Source organism: Rhodococcus sp. D-46 (assembly GCF_011290655.1).
Taxonomy (GTDB): domain Bacteria; phylum Actinomycetota; class Actinomycetes; order Mycobacteriales; family Mycobacteriaceae; genus Rhodococcus_F; species Rhodococcus_F qingshengii.
Window position 1 is genome coordinate 276,863 of sequence record NZ_JAANTF010000009.1, and the last position, 15,804, is coordinate 292,666.

At 62.8% G+C, this 15,804-nt stretch carries 16 protein-coding genes; 5 read left to right on the top strand and 11 right to left on the bottom strand.

The window, feature by feature from the left end; translation table 11 throughout:
- Positions 1–43 precede the first annotated feature (43 nt).
- The 4 genes from tatA to pafA form a co-directional block, all read right to left on the bottom strand.
- Positions 44–319 carry a Sec-independent protein translocase subunit TatA gene (gene tatA, locus G9U53_RS24125; RefSeq protein WP_003944836.1) on the bottom strand — a complete coding sequence of 92 codons (276 nt, stop codon included), beginning with the start codon at positions 317–319 and terminating at the stop codon, positions 44–46.
- A 134-nt stretch (positions 320–453) separates the two neighbouring features.
- Positions 454–1,431 (bottom strand): YafY family protein, encoded by a 978-nt coding sequence (locus G9U53_RS24130; protein ID WP_030536343.1) that lies wholly within the window; start codon positions 1,429–1,431, stop codon positions 454–456.
- Entirely contained in the window at positions 1,431–2,441 is a 1,011-nt protein-coding gene (locus G9U53_RS24135) for a YafY family protein (protein WP_042919732.1), read from the bottom strand. The genes G9U53_RS24130 and G9U53_RS24135 overlap by 1 nt, the downstream gene beginning before the upstream one ends.
- A 110-nt stretch (positions 2,442–2,551) precedes the next feature.
- Positions 2,552–3,910 carry a Pup--protein ligase gene (gene pafA, locus G9U53_RS24140; protein ID WP_007729869.1) on the bottom strand — a complete coding sequence of 453 codons (1,359 nt, stop codon included), beginning with the start codon at positions 3,908–3,910 and terminating at the stop codon, positions 2,552–2,554.
- Positions 3,911–4,054: 144 nt separating this feature from the next.
- Between pafA and G9U53_RS24145 the strand changes: the two genes are divergently transcribed.
- Positions 4,055–5,473 carry a phosphatase PAP2 family protein gene (locus G9U53_RS24145; protein ID WP_172827081.1) on the top strand — a complete coding sequence of 473 codons (1,419 nt, stop codon included), beginning with the start codon at positions 4,055–4,057 and terminating at the stop codon, positions 5,471–5,473.
- A gap of 37 nt (positions 5,474–5,510) precedes the next feature.
- Here the strand turns inward: G9U53_RS24145 and prcA are convergent, their stop codons facing one another.
- The 4 genes from prcA to dop form a co-directional block, all read right to left on the bottom strand.
- A complete protein-coding gene (gene prcA, locus G9U53_RS24150) occupies positions 5,511–6,278 on the bottom strand; it encodes a proteasome subunit alpha (RefSeq protein ID WP_003945006.1) in 768 nt (255 codons plus the stop codon).
- Entirely contained in the window at positions 6,275–7,153 is an 879-nt protein-coding gene (prcB, locus tag G9U53_RS24155) for a proteasome subunit beta (protein WP_007729873.1), read from the bottom strand. Before prcB ends, prcA begins: the two co-directional genes overlap by 4 nt.
- Complete coding sequence (locus G9U53_RS24160) at positions 7,150–7,344, bottom strand: ubiquitin-like protein Pup (RefSeq protein WP_003944925.1); 195 nt, start codon at positions 7,342–7,344, stop codon at positions 7,150–7,152. Before G9U53_RS24160 ends, prcB begins: the two co-directional genes overlap by 4 nt.
- 148 nt (positions 7,345–7,492) lie before the next feature.
- Positions 7,493–8,992 (bottom strand): depupylase/deamidase Dop, encoded by a 1,500-nt coding sequence (gene dop, locus G9U53_RS24165; protein WP_003944852.1) that lies wholly within the window; start codon positions 8,990–8,992, stop codon positions 7,493–7,495.
- Between the two features lie 58 nt (positions 8,993–9,050).
- On the opposite strand from dop, the gene G9U53_RS24170 reads away from it, so the two are divergent.
- Positions 9,051–9,608, top strand: a complete 558-nt coding sequence (locus G9U53_RS24170) for an NUDIX domain-containing protein (RefSeq protein ID WP_054828098.1) — start codon at positions 9,051–9,053, stop codon at positions 9,606–9,608.
- A 51-nt stretch (positions 9,609–9,659) separates the two neighbouring features.
- On the opposite strand, the gene G9U53_RS24175 is transcribed toward G9U53_RS24170, so the two are convergent.
- A complete protein-coding gene (locus tag G9U53_RS24175; RefSeq protein ID WP_003944961.1) occupies positions 9,660–10,337 on the bottom strand; it encodes a TIGR00266 family protein in 678 nt (225 codons plus the stop codon).
- Between the two features lie 118 nt (positions 10,338–10,455).
- The gene (arc, locus tag G9U53_RS24180) at positions 10,456–12,231 is read right to left on the bottom strand and encodes a proteasome ATPase (protein ID WP_003944870.1); all 1,776 of its coding nucleotides are present in this window, start codon (positions 12,229–12,231) and stop codon (positions 10,456–10,458) included.
- A 195-nt stretch (positions 12,232–12,426) separates the two neighbouring features.
- On the opposite strand from arc, the gene G9U53_RS24185 reads away from it, so the two are divergent.
- Positions 12,427–12,951, top strand: coding sequence for a hypothetical protein (locus tag G9U53_RS24185; RefSeq protein ID WP_003944789.1), 525 nt, complete (start codon positions 12,427–12,429; stop codon positions 12,949–12,951).
- 64 nt (positions 12,952–13,015) lie between these two features.
- Here the strand turns inward: G9U53_RS24185 and G9U53_RS24190 are convergent, their stop codons facing one another.
- Entirely contained in the window at positions 13,016–13,939 is a 924-nt protein-coding gene (locus tag G9U53_RS24190) for a tRNA (adenine-N1)-methyltransferase (RefSeq protein WP_225320401.1), read from the bottom strand.
- On the opposite strand from G9U53_RS24190, the gene G9U53_RS24195 reads away from it, so the two are divergent.
- Both G9U53_RS24195 and G9U53_RS24200 read left to right on the top strand, forming a co-directional pair.
- Complete coding sequence (locus tag G9U53_RS24195) at positions 13,907–14,968, top strand: RecB family exonuclease (RefSeq protein ID WP_215732001.1); 1,062 nt, start codon at positions 13,907–13,909, stop codon at positions 14,966–14,968. The two genes, G9U53_RS24190 and G9U53_RS24195, sit on opposite strands and share 33 nt — an antisense overlap.
- Before the next feature lies 1 nt (position 14,969).
- Positions 14,970–15,779 carry a thioesterase family protein gene (locus G9U53_RS24200; protein WP_003944950.1) on the top strand — a complete coding sequence of 270 codons (810 nt, stop codon included), beginning with the start codon at positions 14,970–14,972 and terminating at the stop codon, positions 15,777–15,779.
- The last annotated feature ends 25 nt before the right edge of the window (positions 15,780–15,804 follow it).

Genomic DNA, 15,804 nt, shown 5'->3' on the forward strand with positions numbered 1-15,804 from the left:
CGGGGTGAACGAATATTTCACCCCGGCTAGAACGCAGTGTGTACTAGAGCGGCTTGACTTCGGTCGGCTGCGCAACAGGTGCTGCTGCACCGTTTGCGACCACCGCGGTGTTGGCCGTCGGCAACTGTGCTGGAGCAGGCTGTGCGACCGGCGCGCTTGCGGGCGCCGCATCGTCGTTCTGCATTTCCTTGACTTCGCTCTTGAAGATGCGGAGGGAACGACCCAGACCGCGTGCTGCATCGGGAAGCTTCTTCGACCCGAACAGAATTACGACGACAACAGCGACAATCAGCCAATGCATCGGCTGCATTGCACCCATAACGACCTCCCATGATCAGATTCCTCGATGCTACCGGACACAACCGGCGCTCGGAGGTGCCAAAGCACTTACTTCAGCTACCTTTTACCTGTTTGTTTCCTGCGAACTCACTGAACGTGAAGTTGCCCGAAGTTTTACGAACCGATTACGTCATAGGCGTCGAGCGCCGCAACGGCTCGATCATGGACTTCGGAGACCAGTTCCGGCGGATGAAGGACCCGAACGCCCTCACCGAATCCCAACACCAGCCTTGCCATCCATTCAAGTGTTCCGAAACTCATCGTCGCCTCGACCGACCCGTCGTCGTTCACGTGCTCGACGTCCAACGGGTAGTAGTCGAGCATCCACACCCACTCTTTGGTGATGAACAACCGCGCTTCCGGAAGGGAACCGTCGCCGCTGAACAATTCGAGATTCGAATCCTCCTCGAGGGCCTGCGGCGGCGGGTCGGCGGGCTCGTCGAGTTGGACGGCGGCGTCGATCCGATCGAATCTGAACAACCGCACGCCCTCGGCTTGACGGCACCACGCCTGAAGGTAGCTGTAGTTGTCGACCAACACGATACGAACGGGGTCGACGATGCGCTCGGAGACCGCGTCACGCGAGGCCGAGTAATACGTCAATCGCAGGGCGGTCTTGTCTGCGAGCGCGGCTCTGACCGTCGCTGCTATCGGGTCTTCGGCGATGTCCGGCGCAGGCGATGTGTCCCGGTCCTGACCGATGGCTCGTGCCGCGGCCGAGCCTGCTGCGTCCTCGATCTTCGCGATGGCACGCTGCGCCGAGGACGGATCGACCATGCCGGGCATTTCCACCAAGGACCGCAGGGCGATCAGCAACGCCGTCGCCTCCGTCGAGGTGAGGCGCAACGGGCGATCGATCCCGGCCGAGAACGTGACCTCGATACTTTCCTCGGAGAAGGACAGGTCGATGAGATCACCGGGACCGTAACCGGGCAGTCCGCACACCCACAGTTGATTGAGGTCGGTCATCAGTTGAGTGGTGCTGACACCGAGCTCCTCGGCGGCCTCGGCGGGACTGATGCCAGGATTCGCGATGAAGTACGGCACGAGGTTGAGCAGCCGTGCCAACCGCGACGACAGTCGATTGCTCATCAGTGGTCCCCCTGTCCATGGCCGGTGATCGGGCTCGCCGCGGCGGCGCGCAGCTTCGCGACGACCTCAGCACGCAAATCCGGTGGGTCCAGCACCAATGCGTCCAACCCGTGACCGGCGATCAACCGAGCGGTCCATTCCCAGGATCGAACGGGGATGGCCAGCACGCTGCCGTCGCGATCGGTCAACCGCCGTTCGGACGACGACGTCGCAAGCCGCCGAAGCTCATGGGCGCGGCCGTCTGCGACCCATACCGTAGCCGTCCCGGTCACGACGCCCGAACCGGTCACGCGATCGACGACCTCGCGAAGGTCGACACCTTCAGGTTTGTGAACCGAACCGGCCGGGCCGAACTCCCTGACGTCGTCACCGATCCGTGAGAGCCGGAAGGTCCTCACCGCATCACGGTCGACGTCGTGCCCGACCAGGTACCACTTGCCGTTGTGCGTGACGACGCCCCACGGCTCGACGGTGCGCTCGGTGAACGGTTCGTTCAATGCGCCGCGGTGCTGAAAATGAACTGCTCGGCCGGCGTCGACCGCTGCAAGAAGCTTGCCGAGCGCGGGCTCCGAACCGCGGGTGCGCGCGGGAATCGCGGTGACCGGGGCGGCACTGACTTCTGAGTCGACCTGGACGCCGGCCGCTCGGAGTTTGAGTAGTGCACTCTGGGCTGCCGAAATCAGTTCCGGCGACTCCCACAACTGCACCGCGACGGCGACTGCAGCAGATTCCTCGCTGGTGAGGTCCACGTCCGGAAGCTCGTAGGCATTGCGATTGATCCGATACCCCTCGACGGTCGAGAACCGTCCTGCCAGACCGGTTTCCAACGGGACACCCAGGTCACGAAGTTCGTTCTTGTCGCGCTCGAACATGCGACTGAACGCTTCGTAGTTCGCGGAATCGTTGTACCCGGCCACACTGTCACGGATTTTCTCCGCCGTGAGGAACTGTCTGGTGGACAGCAATGCGATCACCAGGTTCATCAACCGCTCGATTTTTGATGTCGCCACGCCGAAATCCTAGTGGCTATCCGATAACCGAACGCGCGCCGGACACTTTCGTGCCCGGCGCGTCGCCGCAAAACAGACCTGCCGTCTTGTACATCTCGAAATTGAGTGCCCTACATCGAAGCGATCAAACGCTCGACACGCTCGTCGACGGAGCGGAACGGGTCCTTGCACAGCACCGTTCTCTGCGCCTGATCGTTGAGCTTGAGGTGAACCCAGTCGACTGTGAAGTCCCGGCCTGCTGCCTGGGCTGCGGTGATGAAGTCGCCCCGCAATTTGGCGCGCGTGGTCTGCGGCGGATTCTCGACGGCGTCGTCGATCGTTTCGTCCTCGGTGACCCGCTTGACCAAGCCCTTGCGCTGGAGAACGTCGAAGACACCCCGGCCGCGTTTGATGTCGTGGTACGCCAAGTCGAGCTGCGCGATCTTGGGATCGGACAGATCGAAACCGTGACGGTCCTGGTAGCGCTGGAACAGCTTGCGCTTGATGACCCAGTCGATCTCCGTGTCGACCTTCGCAAAATCCTGAGCTTCGACGGCATCGAGGGTGCGACCCCACAGGTCGACAACCTGCTCCACCTGCGGGTCCGGTTCGCGGTTACGCAGATGTTCGACTGCCTTGGCGTGGTATTCGCGTTGAATATCGAGGGCACTGGCCTGACGTCCACCAGCAAGGCGAACCGGCTTTTTACCGGTCACGTCGTGACTGACCTCGCGGATGGCACGAATCGGGTTGTCCAGCGCGAAATCGCGGAACGACACCCCGGCTTCGATCATCTCGAGCACCAGTGCGGCAGAACCGACCTTGAGCATCGTCGTCGTTTCGGCCATGTTCGAATCGCCGACGATCACGTGCAGGCGGCGGTACTTCTCGGCGTCCGCGTGCGGTTCGTCGCGGGTGTTGATGATCGGACGCGAGCGAGTGGTAGCCGACGAGACGCCCTCCCAGATGTGTTCCGCGCGCTGCGAGAGGCAGAACGTCGCGGCCTTCGGAGTCTGCAGTACCTTTCCGGCGCCGCAGATCAACTGGCGCGTGACGAGGAACGGCAACAAGACATCCGAAATGCGGGAGAACTCACCGGCGCGCGCGACGAGAAAGTTCTCGTGGCAGCCGTACGAGTTTCCGGCCGAGTCGGTGTTGTTCTTGAAGAGATAGATGTCGCCACCAATACCCTCCTCGGCGAGTCTCGCCTCGGCGTCGATCAGCAGTTCTTCGAGCACACGCTCACCGGCACGGTCGTGATTGACCAGCTGGATGAGGCTGTCGCACTCGGCCGTCGCGTACTCCGGGTGCGAACCCACATCCAGGTACAAGCGGGCTCCGTTACGGAGGAAGACGTTGGAGCTGCGACCCCACGACACGACACGACGGAAGAGGTAACGAGCAACCTCGTCGGGGCTCAGTCTCCTGTGCCCGTGAAAGGTGCAGGTAACGCCGAATTCCGTCTCGATACCCATGATTCGTCTCTGCACACTTCGACAGTACAACCAGAATGCGAGGTTCACCCGTGTACTTCGATCGCGTCGTAAGTCACGACTCGACAACGTCGGGCGGCAGCATAGTGTGACGGTGTGAGCCTTATTCGCCGAAAAGTTGTCCGAAGCGACGTCAAAGTCATGGAAAGCACTGGAGCACTGCGCCCTTCCGTGCTCGACCCGACCATGCGGTTTCTCTCCAGAGCCGCCGATCACGGCGTTTTGTGGATGGTTGTCGCCGCCTTGCTCGCGATGATCGGCGGGCGGCCCCGTAGGGCAGCAGCACGCGGGCTGCTCGCACTGGCCGGTTCCAGCGCGCTGGCCAACGGCATACTCAAGCCCCTCTTTCCCCGCCGACGCCCACCGGCACGCGTCTGGCTGAGCCCGAAGCGAGGCGTCGACATTCCGACGTCGTCCTCGTTCCCCTCCGGACATTCGTCTTCGGCCGCGGCATTCACCGCGGCAGTGGCCATGGAGTCCCCGGTTGCTGGAGCTGCTCTCGCACCACTGGCCGCAGCAGTGGCGTACTCACGCGTTCACAACGGAGTCCACTGGCCGTCCGACGTCTTCGCAGGCCTCGCGGTCGGCGGTGCTATCGCTGCCGGCACGCGTCGTTGGTGGGCGGTACGCGACGAAGAGCCCGCCGAACTCGGACCCGAGTGCGTGGTTCCCGCGCTCCCGCGCGGAGAAGGCTTGTTGGTCTTCACCAATCCTGGTTCAGGCTCCGAGGACGACGGGATCGTGGAATCGATTCGAGAACTACTACCTGCGGCGATCGTCTACGAGTTCGACGCGGACATCGACTTCGACATGCAGATCGATGCCAAGATCCCCGAGCTCTCGCCGAAAGCGTTGGGTGTATGCGGCGGCGACGGAACAGTGGTCACGGTCGCGACCGCGGCGACAAAGCACGAGCTACCACTTGCGGTTTTTCCCGGCGGAACATTGAACCATTTCGCCCGCGACGTCGGGGCGGTGAATGTCGAGGAGACCGCACAGGCAGTCGAGTCCGGTCAGGCGGCATTCGTCGACCACGCGGTGGTGCGCACGGATTCCGGAGTGACTGCACGGTTTCTCAACACAGCCAGCCTCGGTGGATACCCGGATGCTGTGCGCCTGAGGGAAAAATGGGAACCGCGTTTCGGTAAGTGGCCGGCCGCAGGAGCCGCGATGATCCGGGTTCTCGCAGCGGCGGAGCCGATGACGGTGACCATCGACGGGAAGCGGACCACAATCTGGATGCTGTTCGTCGGAAACGGGCGATACTCCCCCGCCGATCAGGTGCCGATGTCGCGTCCGGAGATGAACCGTGGACTACTCGACGTCCGCTATCTGCGCGCGGACAAGAAATTCTCGCGCTCACGTCTGCTGTTTGCGGCTGCCACAGGAACATTGGGCAGCTCGCGGGTCTACGTTCGCGAACTCGTCTCGTCGATGTCGGTCCGAGTCGCCGATTCACCGGTAGCCATCGCCACCGACGGTGAAGTGGTGGCAGACGCGCGCCGGTTCGATTTCGACACCGAACCGGGCGCGGTGGCCGTCTACCGAGTCACTCAGTAACTCCAGACCTGCAGTAACTCCCAGACCTACGGAGTATCTACGAGGGTGCGTCGCCGTTTGCCGGCGGCGCATCCTCGACTGCTGCCGGAGCTGGAAGCATCTCTTCCAAAACCGTTCCAGCGATCCGTTTGAACGCACGGCGTGGACGATTGCTGTCGAGTACGGCAACCTCGAGTGCACTCACATCGAGAGTTCGTGGTTCCGCCTCAGTGGTTCCGGCCGGTGCCGGGCCGCCCTTTTGGAGCGCCCCGACTGCAATCCGCACTGCGGATTCGAGGTCGAGGTCTCGCTGGTACGACTCGCGCATCGCCGTCACGATCGGTTCGGTCGTGCCGCCCATGACCACGAATTCCTGCTCGTCCGCGATGGATCCGTCGTACGTGATCCGGTAGAGCTGAGCCGGCGTACTGCTTCCGAAGCGACCGATCTCGGCAACACAGATCTCGACCTCGTACGGCTTGGGCTGCTCGGTGAAGATCGTTCCCAGGGTTTGTGCGTACGCATTGGCGAGCGAACGCCCGGTGACGTCCCGACGGTCGTACGAGTACCCACGCATGTCTGCGTGGACGATGCCCGCGCGGCGCAGATTCTCGAACTCGTTGTACTTGCCCACTGCCGCGAATCCGAGACGGTCGTACAGTTCGCTGACCTTGTGCAGAGCACGCGACGGATTCTCGGCGACAAAGAGCACTCCGTCGCGGTAGGTGAGAACGACGACGCTGCGCCCGCGGGCAATTCCCTTGCGCGCCAATTCCGAACGATCGCGCATGATCTGTTCGGCTGATGCGTAATACGGCATCGTCATAGCGCAGACTCCCCTTCCGGACTCACGGTCGCCGTGCGAGCCGCGACGATCTCCCTGGCGATCTCGGCAGCCCTGGTGGGCGACAACTCGACAGCGCCGGCCGAGGTGATGGTGACCGCCGTCGGATAGATCCCTCGTGTCAGATCAGGACCACCGGTAGCCGAATCGTCATCTGCCGCGTCGTACAGCGCCTCGACGGCGAACCGAAGCGCGGTGTCCTCGTCGATTCCCGGTGAATACAGCTTCTTGAGCGCCGATTTCGCGAACAGGGAGCCGGATCCGACTGCGTGATAGCCCGCGCGCTCCTCGTATCGCCCACCGACGACGTCGTAGGAGACGATGCGACCGGCGGTGGACGGATCGACCGCGTCCAGGTCGTAACCCACGAGCAGTGGCACAACCGCCAAACCTTGCATCGCTGCTCCGAGATTTCCTCGAACCATCGACGAAAGTCGATTGGCCTTGCCGTCGAACGTGAGTGGGACGCCTTCGATCTTCTCGTAATGTTCGAGCTCGACCGCGAAGAGCCGGACCAGTTCGATTGCGATCCCGGCCGTACCGGCAATACCCGCAGCCGAGTAGTCGTCCGTGACGTACACCTTCTGCACGTCACGGCTGGCGATGAGATTGCCCATCGTCGCTCGGCGATCACCCGCGAGCAGAACACCACCCGCATAGCTGATCGCGACGATGGTGGTGCCGTGCGGAGCTACGTCTCCCCCGCCCATGACAACACCTCCTGTGTCGGCGAAGCGGTTCTGCGGAAGATGCTCCGGTGCATGCACCCGAAGGTATTCCGAGAATGACGACAGATTCGAGCCGAAGCTCAACCGTGTGTCCCCGTCTGTGATCCGGGGCGCGCGATCCACCGTCACTGGCCGCCCTTCTGGACGTAGGCACGGACGAAGTCCTCGGCGTTCTCTTCCAACACGTCGTCGATCTCGTCGAGCAGGTCGTCGGTTTCTGCAGCTAGCTTCTCGCGACGTTCCTGGCCGGCACTGCCGTCGCCACCAGTGGTTTCGTCGTCTTCGCCGCCACCGGCACGCTGCGTCTGTTCTTGAGCCATCGCCGTCGACCTCCTTGTGTGAAGGGAGCTCTCGCGAGCATCCTGTTCGGCCCAGCAGAGTCGGTAACTGATCCCGCTCGGACCTTCACCCTACCGAGCGGCACCGTCAGGTGTGGAGAGACGCGACGGCGAGCCGCATCGGCTGATTTCAGTGAGTGAGCTGATCAACCAGTTCCGCGGCGCTGTCCACGGAGTCGAGCAACGCTCCGACGTGCGCTTTGGTACCTCGAAGCGGCTCGAGGGTGGGGATACGGATCAACGATTCACCGCCGAGATCGAAGATGACCGAATCCCAGCTCGCGGCCGCGATATCGGCCCCGAATCGGCGTAGGCACTCGCCCCGGAAGTATGCGCGAGTGTCGGTGGGAGGGTTCGTGACCGCGTCGAGAACCTGCTGTTCGGTGACAAGCCGCTCCATGGAGCCGCGAGCAACCAGGCGGTTGTACAGGCCCTTGTCGAGTCGCACGTCGGAGTACTGCAGATCCACCAGATGCAATCGCGGCGCCGACCACGCGAGTCCCTCACGATTGCGGAACCCTTCGAGCAGACGCAGTTTGGCCGGCCAGTCGAGGATGTTCGCGCACTCCATGGGATCGCGCTCGAGGAGATCGAGAACCATCGCCCACTTGGCGACGATATCGTCCGCTCGCGGATCACGATCGGTCTCACGGTCGAGGAACTTCGAGACACGTTCGAGGTAAATGCGTTGCAGCGCAAGCCCTGTCAGTTCACGTCCGTCGGCCAGCGCAACGGTCTTGCGCAGAGTGGGGTCGTGACTGATGTGGTGGACGGCCGTGACCGGACGCGCCAGTTGCAGATCGGTGAGGTCGACACCTGCCTCGATCAGGTCGAGTACCAGCGCCGTTGTTCCAACCTTGAGGTACGTCGACATCTCCGCGAGGTTCGCGTCACCGATGATGACGTGCAGGCGGCGATACTTGTCCGCATCCGCGTGCGGTTCGTCGCGGGTGTTGATGATTCCGCGCTTGAGAGTGGTCTCGAGGCCTACTTCGACCTCGATGTAGTCGGATCGCTGCGAAAGCTGGAATCCGGCCTCGTCGCCGGACTGACCGAGACCCACACGACCGGAACCGCAGATCACCTGCCGGGACGCGAAAAACGGCGTCAATCCTGTCACGATCGAGGCGAACGGGGTCTCACGTGAGCAGAGGTAGTTCTCGTGCGTGCCGTACGAGGCACCCTTGCCGTCGACGTTGTTCTTGTACAGCTGGAGCCGAGGCGCACCCGGCACGCTGGATGCGTGCCGCGCAGCCGCTTCCATGACGCGTTCGCCGGCCTTGTCCCAGATCACGGCGTCGAGCGGGTCGGCGACCTCGGGCGCCGAATACTCCGGATGGGCGTGATCGACGTACAACCGTGCCCCGTTGGTGAGAATCATGTTCGCGGCGCCGATCTCGTCCGCGTCGATCACCGGCGCGGGACCGCTCATTCGCCCCAGATCGAAGCCTCGGGCATCTCGCAGCGGAGATTCGACCTCGTAATCCCAGCGTGTGCGCTTGGCCCGTGGCACGCCCGCTGCGGCGGCGTAGGCAAGCACCGCCTGGGTTGAAGTGAGAATCGGATTCGCCGACGGCTCACTGGGTGAAGATATTCCGTATTCGACCTCGACACCGATGATCCGCTGCATGACACCAGAGCCTATGTGATTGCGGCGCGGCACCCACAGGCGTGGCACAGTTGGAGGAATGCACCAACCTCTCACCGCAGACCTGAATCCCGCGGACGAGGTAGTCGCCGTGTACGACCGGACGGGTAATCCGATCGGCCGAGCACCACGTTCGGTCGTCTACTCGGGTGGGCTCTGGCACGCGAGTGCGGGCGTCCTGGTTCGTACCGGGGACGGCTCCCGCATCTACGTCCATCGCCGAACCGACACGAAAGCGGTGTTCGGGGGCTATCACGACTGTCTGGCCGGAGGTGTCGTCGATCCAGGTGAGACGCCGCAGGAAACTGCGATCCGTGAAGTCGGTGAAGAACTCGGAATCTTCGGAACGGCAGACCAGCCACTCCAACTGACGGAGATCGCTCGAAAATCCTGGGACGGCGAGTGGAACAACTCTCCGTTGCGCTGTCACCTGTTTGCGTTCGAACTCAGATACGACGGGCCGATGGCACATCAGCCCAGCGAGATCGCCGAAGGTTGGTGGTGGACGCCGAAAGAACTCGGCGCCCACCTGCAGGACCCGTCGTGGCCGTTCGTTCCGGACTCACGCGCGCTGCTGGCCGACTATTGCTGGAGCTGAACACCGCTGGGACTGAACACCGCTGGGACTGAACACTGGTGGGACCTGTGATCAGCCCGGGGTGATCGCCGAGAGCCAAGCAGCGAACGCGCTGGGGTTGCGGGTCTGCGCGAGAACGCGTCCTGGGCCGGTGAAGTCGAAGACAAATCCTTCACCGGACTTCATCGACTGAATGGTGCGCCCCTGAACGGCGCGCCGCATGTTGAAATTCATGCCGAGGTCGTAGGCGACCACGTGACCGGTATCGATCGTGACTGTCTCGCCTGGCTGCAAGTCGATGACGTCGATCGCGCCGTAGACGGCCAGCACTACTTCACCGTCGCCACTTGCCCGCAGGCCGAATCCTCCCTCACCGCCGAAGAGGTTGGACATGCCGCCCCACTTGGACTCGACCGTCACACCGTAGGAGTTGGCCAACCAGGTTCCACGGTTGAGGAAGAACGGGCGATCAGAGGTGATGGTCAGCGGGATCAGATCTCCGGGAAGCACACCAGTCACGTCGACCCAACCACCTTGCGGCGGAGCGGTATACGTCGTGACGAAAAATGATTCGCCGCTCAGCATCGACCGCTTGAGTCCCTGCAGGACGCCGCCCTGCGCCTTCGCTTCGAGAACTACGCCGGCAGAATGCGCGAGCATCGCCCCGCTCTCCACGCGCAGCGGTTCGCCGGGCGCGAGGTAGCAGCGAGCGACAGTGGACGACGGATTGTGTCGAAGATGTATCTGCACGGCGGGACTCTAAACCAGCGCGACCGACCGGTCCAATCGCAACGAAGTCAACGGCAGCGACGCAGAGATCGGGCCGACAACTCTCGCGGAGTGGCCGGCCCGATCGATCTTCGTTTCGCTACAGGTACTGGCCCGTGTTCGACTCTGTGTCGATCGCGCGGCTGGCACTGGCGTTCTTGCCGGTGACGAGAGTGCGGATGTAGACGATCCGCTCACCCTTCTTGCCCGAAATACGTGCCCAGTCATCAGGATTGGTGGTGTTGGGCAGATCCTCGTTCTCGGCGAACTCGTCGACGATGGAATCGAAGAGGTGCTGCACACGCAAGCCCGGAGCACCGGTGTCGAGTACCGACTTGATCGCGTACTTCTTGGCGCGGTCGACGATGTTCTGGATCATCGCACCCGAGTTGAAGTCCTTGAAGAACAGAACTTCCTTGTCGCCGTTGGCGTAGGTGACCTCGAGAAAACGATTCTCTTCGCTCTCCGCGTACATGCGATCGACGACGCGAACGATCATCGCCTTCAAGCAGGCGGTGCGATCGCCACCGAACTCGGCGAGGTCGTCCGCATTGATCGGCAGACCGTCCACCAGGTACTTCGAGAAGATGTCCTGAGCGGATTCCGCGTCGGGGCGCTCGATCTTGATCTTCACGTCCAGTCGGCCCGGACGCAGGATGGCCGGGTCGATCATGTCCTCACGGTTGGAAGCGCCGATGACGATGACGTTCTCGAGCCCTTCCACACCGTCGATCTCGCTGAGCAGCTGCGGAACGACCGTTGTCTCCACGTCGGAAGAGACTCCCGAACCACGGGTACGGAAGATCGAGTCCATCTCGTCGAAGAAGACGATCACCGGAGTGCCCTCGGACGCCTTCTCACGAGCACGCTGGAAGATCATCCGAATGTGACGCTCGGTTTCGCCGACGAACTTGTTCAGAAGTTCCGGGCCCTTGATGTTCAGGAAGTAGGACTTGGCGTCCTTGCTGTCCTGACCGCGGGCTTCTGCGATCTTCTTGGCCAACGAGTTGGCGACGGCCTTGGCGATGAGCGTCTTGCCGCAACCAGGCGGACCGTAGAGCAGTACACCCTTCGGCGGCCTCAGCGAGTACTCGTGGAACAGATCCTTGTGGAGGAACGGGAGTTCGACGGCATCACGGATCTGCTCGATCTGACGCCCGAGACCACCGATGTCGTCGTAGTGAACGTCCGGAACTTCCTCGAGAACCAGATCTTCGACCTCGGCCTTCGGGATGCGCTCGAAGGCGTACCCGGCCTTGGTGTCGACGAGCAACGAGTCGCCCGGACGCAGTTTCCTGGTCGGAGAATCGGCGTCGTACGCGATGATGTCGGCTTCGGGGTCGGCGAAGACGGCTGCCAACGGCGCTGCGAGCCAGACGATGCGCTCTTCGTCGGCATGACCGACCACCAGTGCGCGCAAGCCGTCGTCGAGTACCTCACGGAGCGTGCTGATCTCACCGACCTGCTCGTAGGTGCCGGCCTCGACGATGGTGAGTGCCTCGTTGAGGCGAACCGTCTGCCCGAGGGCGAGGGTGTCCGTGTCGATGTTCGGTGAGCACGTCAACCGCATCTTGCGACCCGACGTGAACACGTCGACGGTCTTGTCCTCGTGTACCGAGAGAAGGACTCCGTAACCGCTCGGCGGTTGACCGAGTCTGTCGACTTCTTCACGAAGCGCGATGAGCTGCTGACGGGCCTCTTTGAGGGTGTCCATCAACTTGCTGTTTCGGATGGACAACGAGTCCACCTTCGACTCCAGCTCACGCACCTGCTCCGGCGATTGTGCAAGTTGTCGGCGCAGTACTTGTGCTTCCACTCGTAGCGCGTGGAGTTCTTCTGCTGCCGCAACCGAATCCGGGTTCTCTGTCGAGCTCATGTGCGTCTCCTCCCAGTGCGATCCATCAACGCTACCGGCATAAGGCCCCAACTGTCGCCAGACACGGTGCGCGAGTGCGAATTCACACCTGCGCGCGGACCGTGCCGACTGGTCTCGAGCCAGAATTTGGTCATGTTAGCCTTGCCTACAAGATGGAGACAGCGCCTGTCTCTCTTTACAACGAAAGGTAACGCTGTGATCATCCGCAAGACTCTCATCAGCGCTTGTGCTGTCGCTGCCGTCCTGACCATGGGTGCATGCAGCTCGGACGACAACAAGGATTCGACGGCTGCAAGTTCGACTTCCGCCGCCGCCTCGAGCACCACGGCGAAGGCCTCGGCTTCCGCCACGACGTCAGCTGCCGCTGCCGCAGCGGCTCCGACGGCCGAGGAGCTCAACGCTTCGCTCGTCGCTCTGATCGATCCGGCCAAGCCGATCGAGGAGAAGACCGCTCTGGTGGTCGACGGAACCAAGCGTCAGGCCAACATCGAGACGATGAGTGCTGCGCTGGGCGGTAACCCTGCCTACGCGATCACGTTCAACGTGGACAACGTCAAGGTCGACGGTCAGACCGCAACCGCAGACGTCGCCGTCGTCAGCCCGCACGGCGCCGCCCCGGCCACCCCGTGGACCTGGGAGCTCGAAGACGGCTCCTGGAAGCTGTCCGACACCTCGGCTTGCGTGCTCCTGGAAATGGGCCGCGCTTCCTGCACCGCATAACTTCCAGCTACTACAAGAGCGGCGATCCGGATACCGGATCGCCGCTCTTGTTGTTTTCGTGTGACTACTTGGCCGCGGTGTTCGAGCCCTTGCCCGCACGCCGCTGCGGCTTCGGGGTGACAGTTCCTTCGGCGAGACGACGAGCGCTCACGAGGAACGCGGTGTGGCCTTGCATCCGATGTTCGGGGCGCACCGCCAATCCGACGACGTGCCAACCGCGCACGATCGATTCCCACGAGCGTGGCTCGGTCCAGCATTCCTGCTCGCGCATCGCCTCGACGACCTTCGAGAGCTGAGTAACGGTCGCGACGTAGACGATCAACACGCCGCCCGGCACGAGTGCCTTCGAGACGGCGGGCAGGACGTCCCACGGGGCCAGCATGTCGAGGACGACGCGATCGACCTTGCCTCCGTGCGCTTCCGGATCGAACTCGGCGAGATCGGCGATGGTCAGTTCCCAGTTCGGCGGACGTTCCCCGAAGAAGGTCTCGACGTTGCGAACCGCATGTTCGGCATGATCGTCGCGGACCTCGTAGGAGATGACCTTGCCCTCGGGTCCGACGGCACGCAGCAGCGAACATGTCAGTGCGCCGGAGCCGGCTCCGGCCTCGAGCACGCGTGCTCCTGGGAACACGTCGCCTTCGTGGACGATCTGAGCTGCGTCCTTCGGGTAGATGACCTGGGCACCGCGCGGCATGGACAGCACGTAGTCCACCAGTAGGGGGCGCAGTGCGAGATAGGGCGTGCCGTTGACCGACTTGACGACGCTGCCCTCGTCGGCACCGATCAGATCGTTGTGAACGATTCCGCCCTTGTGGGTGTGGTATTCGCGGTTCGCCTCGAGAACGATCGTGTAGTGGCGTCCCTTGCCGTCGGTCAGCTGTACTCGGTCGCCGACGCGGAACGGACCTGACGGCCGCTTGCCCGGCGCAGTGAGATCAGTTTCTGGAAGCTCTTGTTCGGGAATCTCGGCGACAGCGGGCTGCACAACCTCATCCACTTCGGTCGTGCCTTCTTCTGGTTGCAGCTCGTTCGCCATGCGCAGATGATCCCTGTTCGCTTGTTTCCGGTGTCCTCGCCACCGGCTCCGACGGAGTTGTCGGACCAACCGCATAGCCTGCCAGGTGTGAGCTCTGTCGAATTGCCAACCCCCACTCCAACGGGTGCAACATCACACGAGCGCCCGCGTAGTCGGCCGGCGCTCTCTCCGTCTCGGGCGGGTGACTACAAACAATGCCCCCTGCTCTATCGCTTCCGAGCAGTCGACAGAATTCCGGAAACGCCAACCAGAGCCCAGGTCAGAGGCACCGTCGTACACGCGGCACTGGAAGCACTGTTTGCACTCCCGACCGGTCACCGGGTTCCGGATCGCGCAGCCGAACTCGTCCGTCCCGCGTGGGAACGTGTCAGTGCCGAGTCTCCCGAGGCCGCTGACCTTGTTCCGGAGGGCGAGCTGGATTCGTTCCTCGACGAAGTCGGCAAGCTCGTCGCGACGTACTACACGCTCGAAGATCCCACTCGATTCGATGCCGAGGCGTGCGAGGTCTACGTCGAGACCGAATTGGAGAACGGCGTTCGACTCCGCGGCTTCGTCGACCGGATAGACGTTGCACCGACGGGTGAGTTGCGGGTGGTCGACTACAAGACCGGAAAAGCGCCTCGCGAGTTCACCGAATCCAAGGCGCTCTTCCAGATGAAGTTCTACGCGCTCGTACTGCTGCGCACTCGCGGAATCGTTCCCGCACAACTGCGCCTGATCTATCTGGCCTCCGGCTCGATTCTCACGTACGCCCCGGATCACGACGAGCTCATCCGATTCGAGCGAACCCTCTCCGCCATCTGGAAAGCGATCCTCGCGGCAGGTGCGACCGGAGACTTCAGACCCAAGCCTGGCAAACTGTGCGACTGGTGCGATCACAAGTCACTGTGCCCTTCGTTCGGCGGAACACCTCCGCCGTATCCAGGTTGGCCGGACCTGCTGAGCACCGAACCTGTTGCCGCAAAGGAGAATTCATAACATGACGGACAGTTCGTACTACCGCTACCTCGGAACGACGGAGGAAGGGCACGAGCGGTTCGCGAGCACGCAGGCAACTGTCAGCATCTGGGGCCCGACACTGCAGCACGGCGCTCCCCCGTCGGCGCTGTTGGTACGAGCCCTCGAGCGGTGCGGTGCGCGCGACGAAACCCGTCTGACGCGCGTCGTCGTCGAGATTCTCGGACCGATTCCGATTGCCGACCTCGAAGTCCGGTCCTGGATCGAACGACCCGGTCGCCGAATCGAATTGATCGTCGCCGAACTGTGGGCAACCACCGCCGATGGATCTGCACGCGCGGTTGCGCGCGGTACGGCGTGGCGGATGGAGACGGTGGATACCGGCGACGTCGTCCACGTAGTCGATCCCCCGCTCGAACCCCGCGACAGCGGCACCCCGGGCGTTCTCGAGGGTCTGTGGAGCGTCGGCTATCTCAAGACCCTCGACTGGTCCTGGATTGCTCCGATCGGGTGCGTGGGAACCGGCAAGGTATGGGCGCGCCCCAAGCCAGAGCTGGTCGAGGGTGAGAAGATGTCTGCTCTCGAGCGTTTGTTCGCGGTGGCCGACATCTCAAACGGGGTCGGCGCCAAGCTCGACCCGGAGCACTGGACGTTCCTCAACACCGATCTCACGGTGCATATCTTCCGTGTGCCCGAGGGAGAGTGGGTCGGTGTCGCCGCCGAAACCACAACGGGTCCGGACGGCGTCGGCATGTGTGCGGGCGTGCTCTACGACGAGCAGGGTGCCGTGGGCCGTATCGCCCAGACTTTGCAGATTCGCGCCCGTTCCTGATTTCCAGGAACGGGCGCGAATGCGC

Coding starts and splice junctions, on each gene's coding strand:
- tatA (WP_003944836.1), bottom strand. CDS start 319: ATGGGTGCAATGCAGCCGATGCATTGGCTGATTGTCGCTGTTGTCGTC.
- G9U53_RS24130 (WP_030536343.1), bottom strand. CDS start 1,431: ATGAGCAATCGACTGTCGTCGCGGTTGGCACGGCTGCTCAACCTCGTG.
- G9U53_RS24145 (WP_172827081.1), top strand. CDS start 4,055: ATGGAAAGCACTGGAGCACTGCGCCCTTCCGTGCTCGACCCGACCATG.
- prcA (WP_003945006.1), bottom strand. CDS start 6,278: ATGACGATGCCGTATTACGCATCAGCCGAACAGATCATGCGCGATCGT.
- G9U53_RS24160 (WP_003944925.1), bottom strand. CDS start 7,344: ATGGCTCAAGAACAGACGCAGCGTGCCGGTGGCGGCGAAGACGACGAA.
- dop (WP_003944852.1), bottom strand. CDS start 8,992: ATGCAGCGGATCATCGGTGTCGAGGTCGAATACGGAATATCTTCACCC.
- G9U53_RS24170 (WP_054828098.1), top strand. CDS start 9,051: ATGCACCAACCTCTCACCGCAGACCTGAATCCCGCGGACGAGGTAGTC.
- arc (WP_003944870.1), bottom strand. CDS start 12,231: ATGAGCTCGACAGAGAACCCGGATTCGGTTGCGGCAGCAGAAGAACTC.
- G9U53_RS24200 (WP_003944950.1), top strand. CDS start 14,970: ATGACGGACAGTTCGTACTACCGCTACCTCGGAACGACGGAGGAAGGG.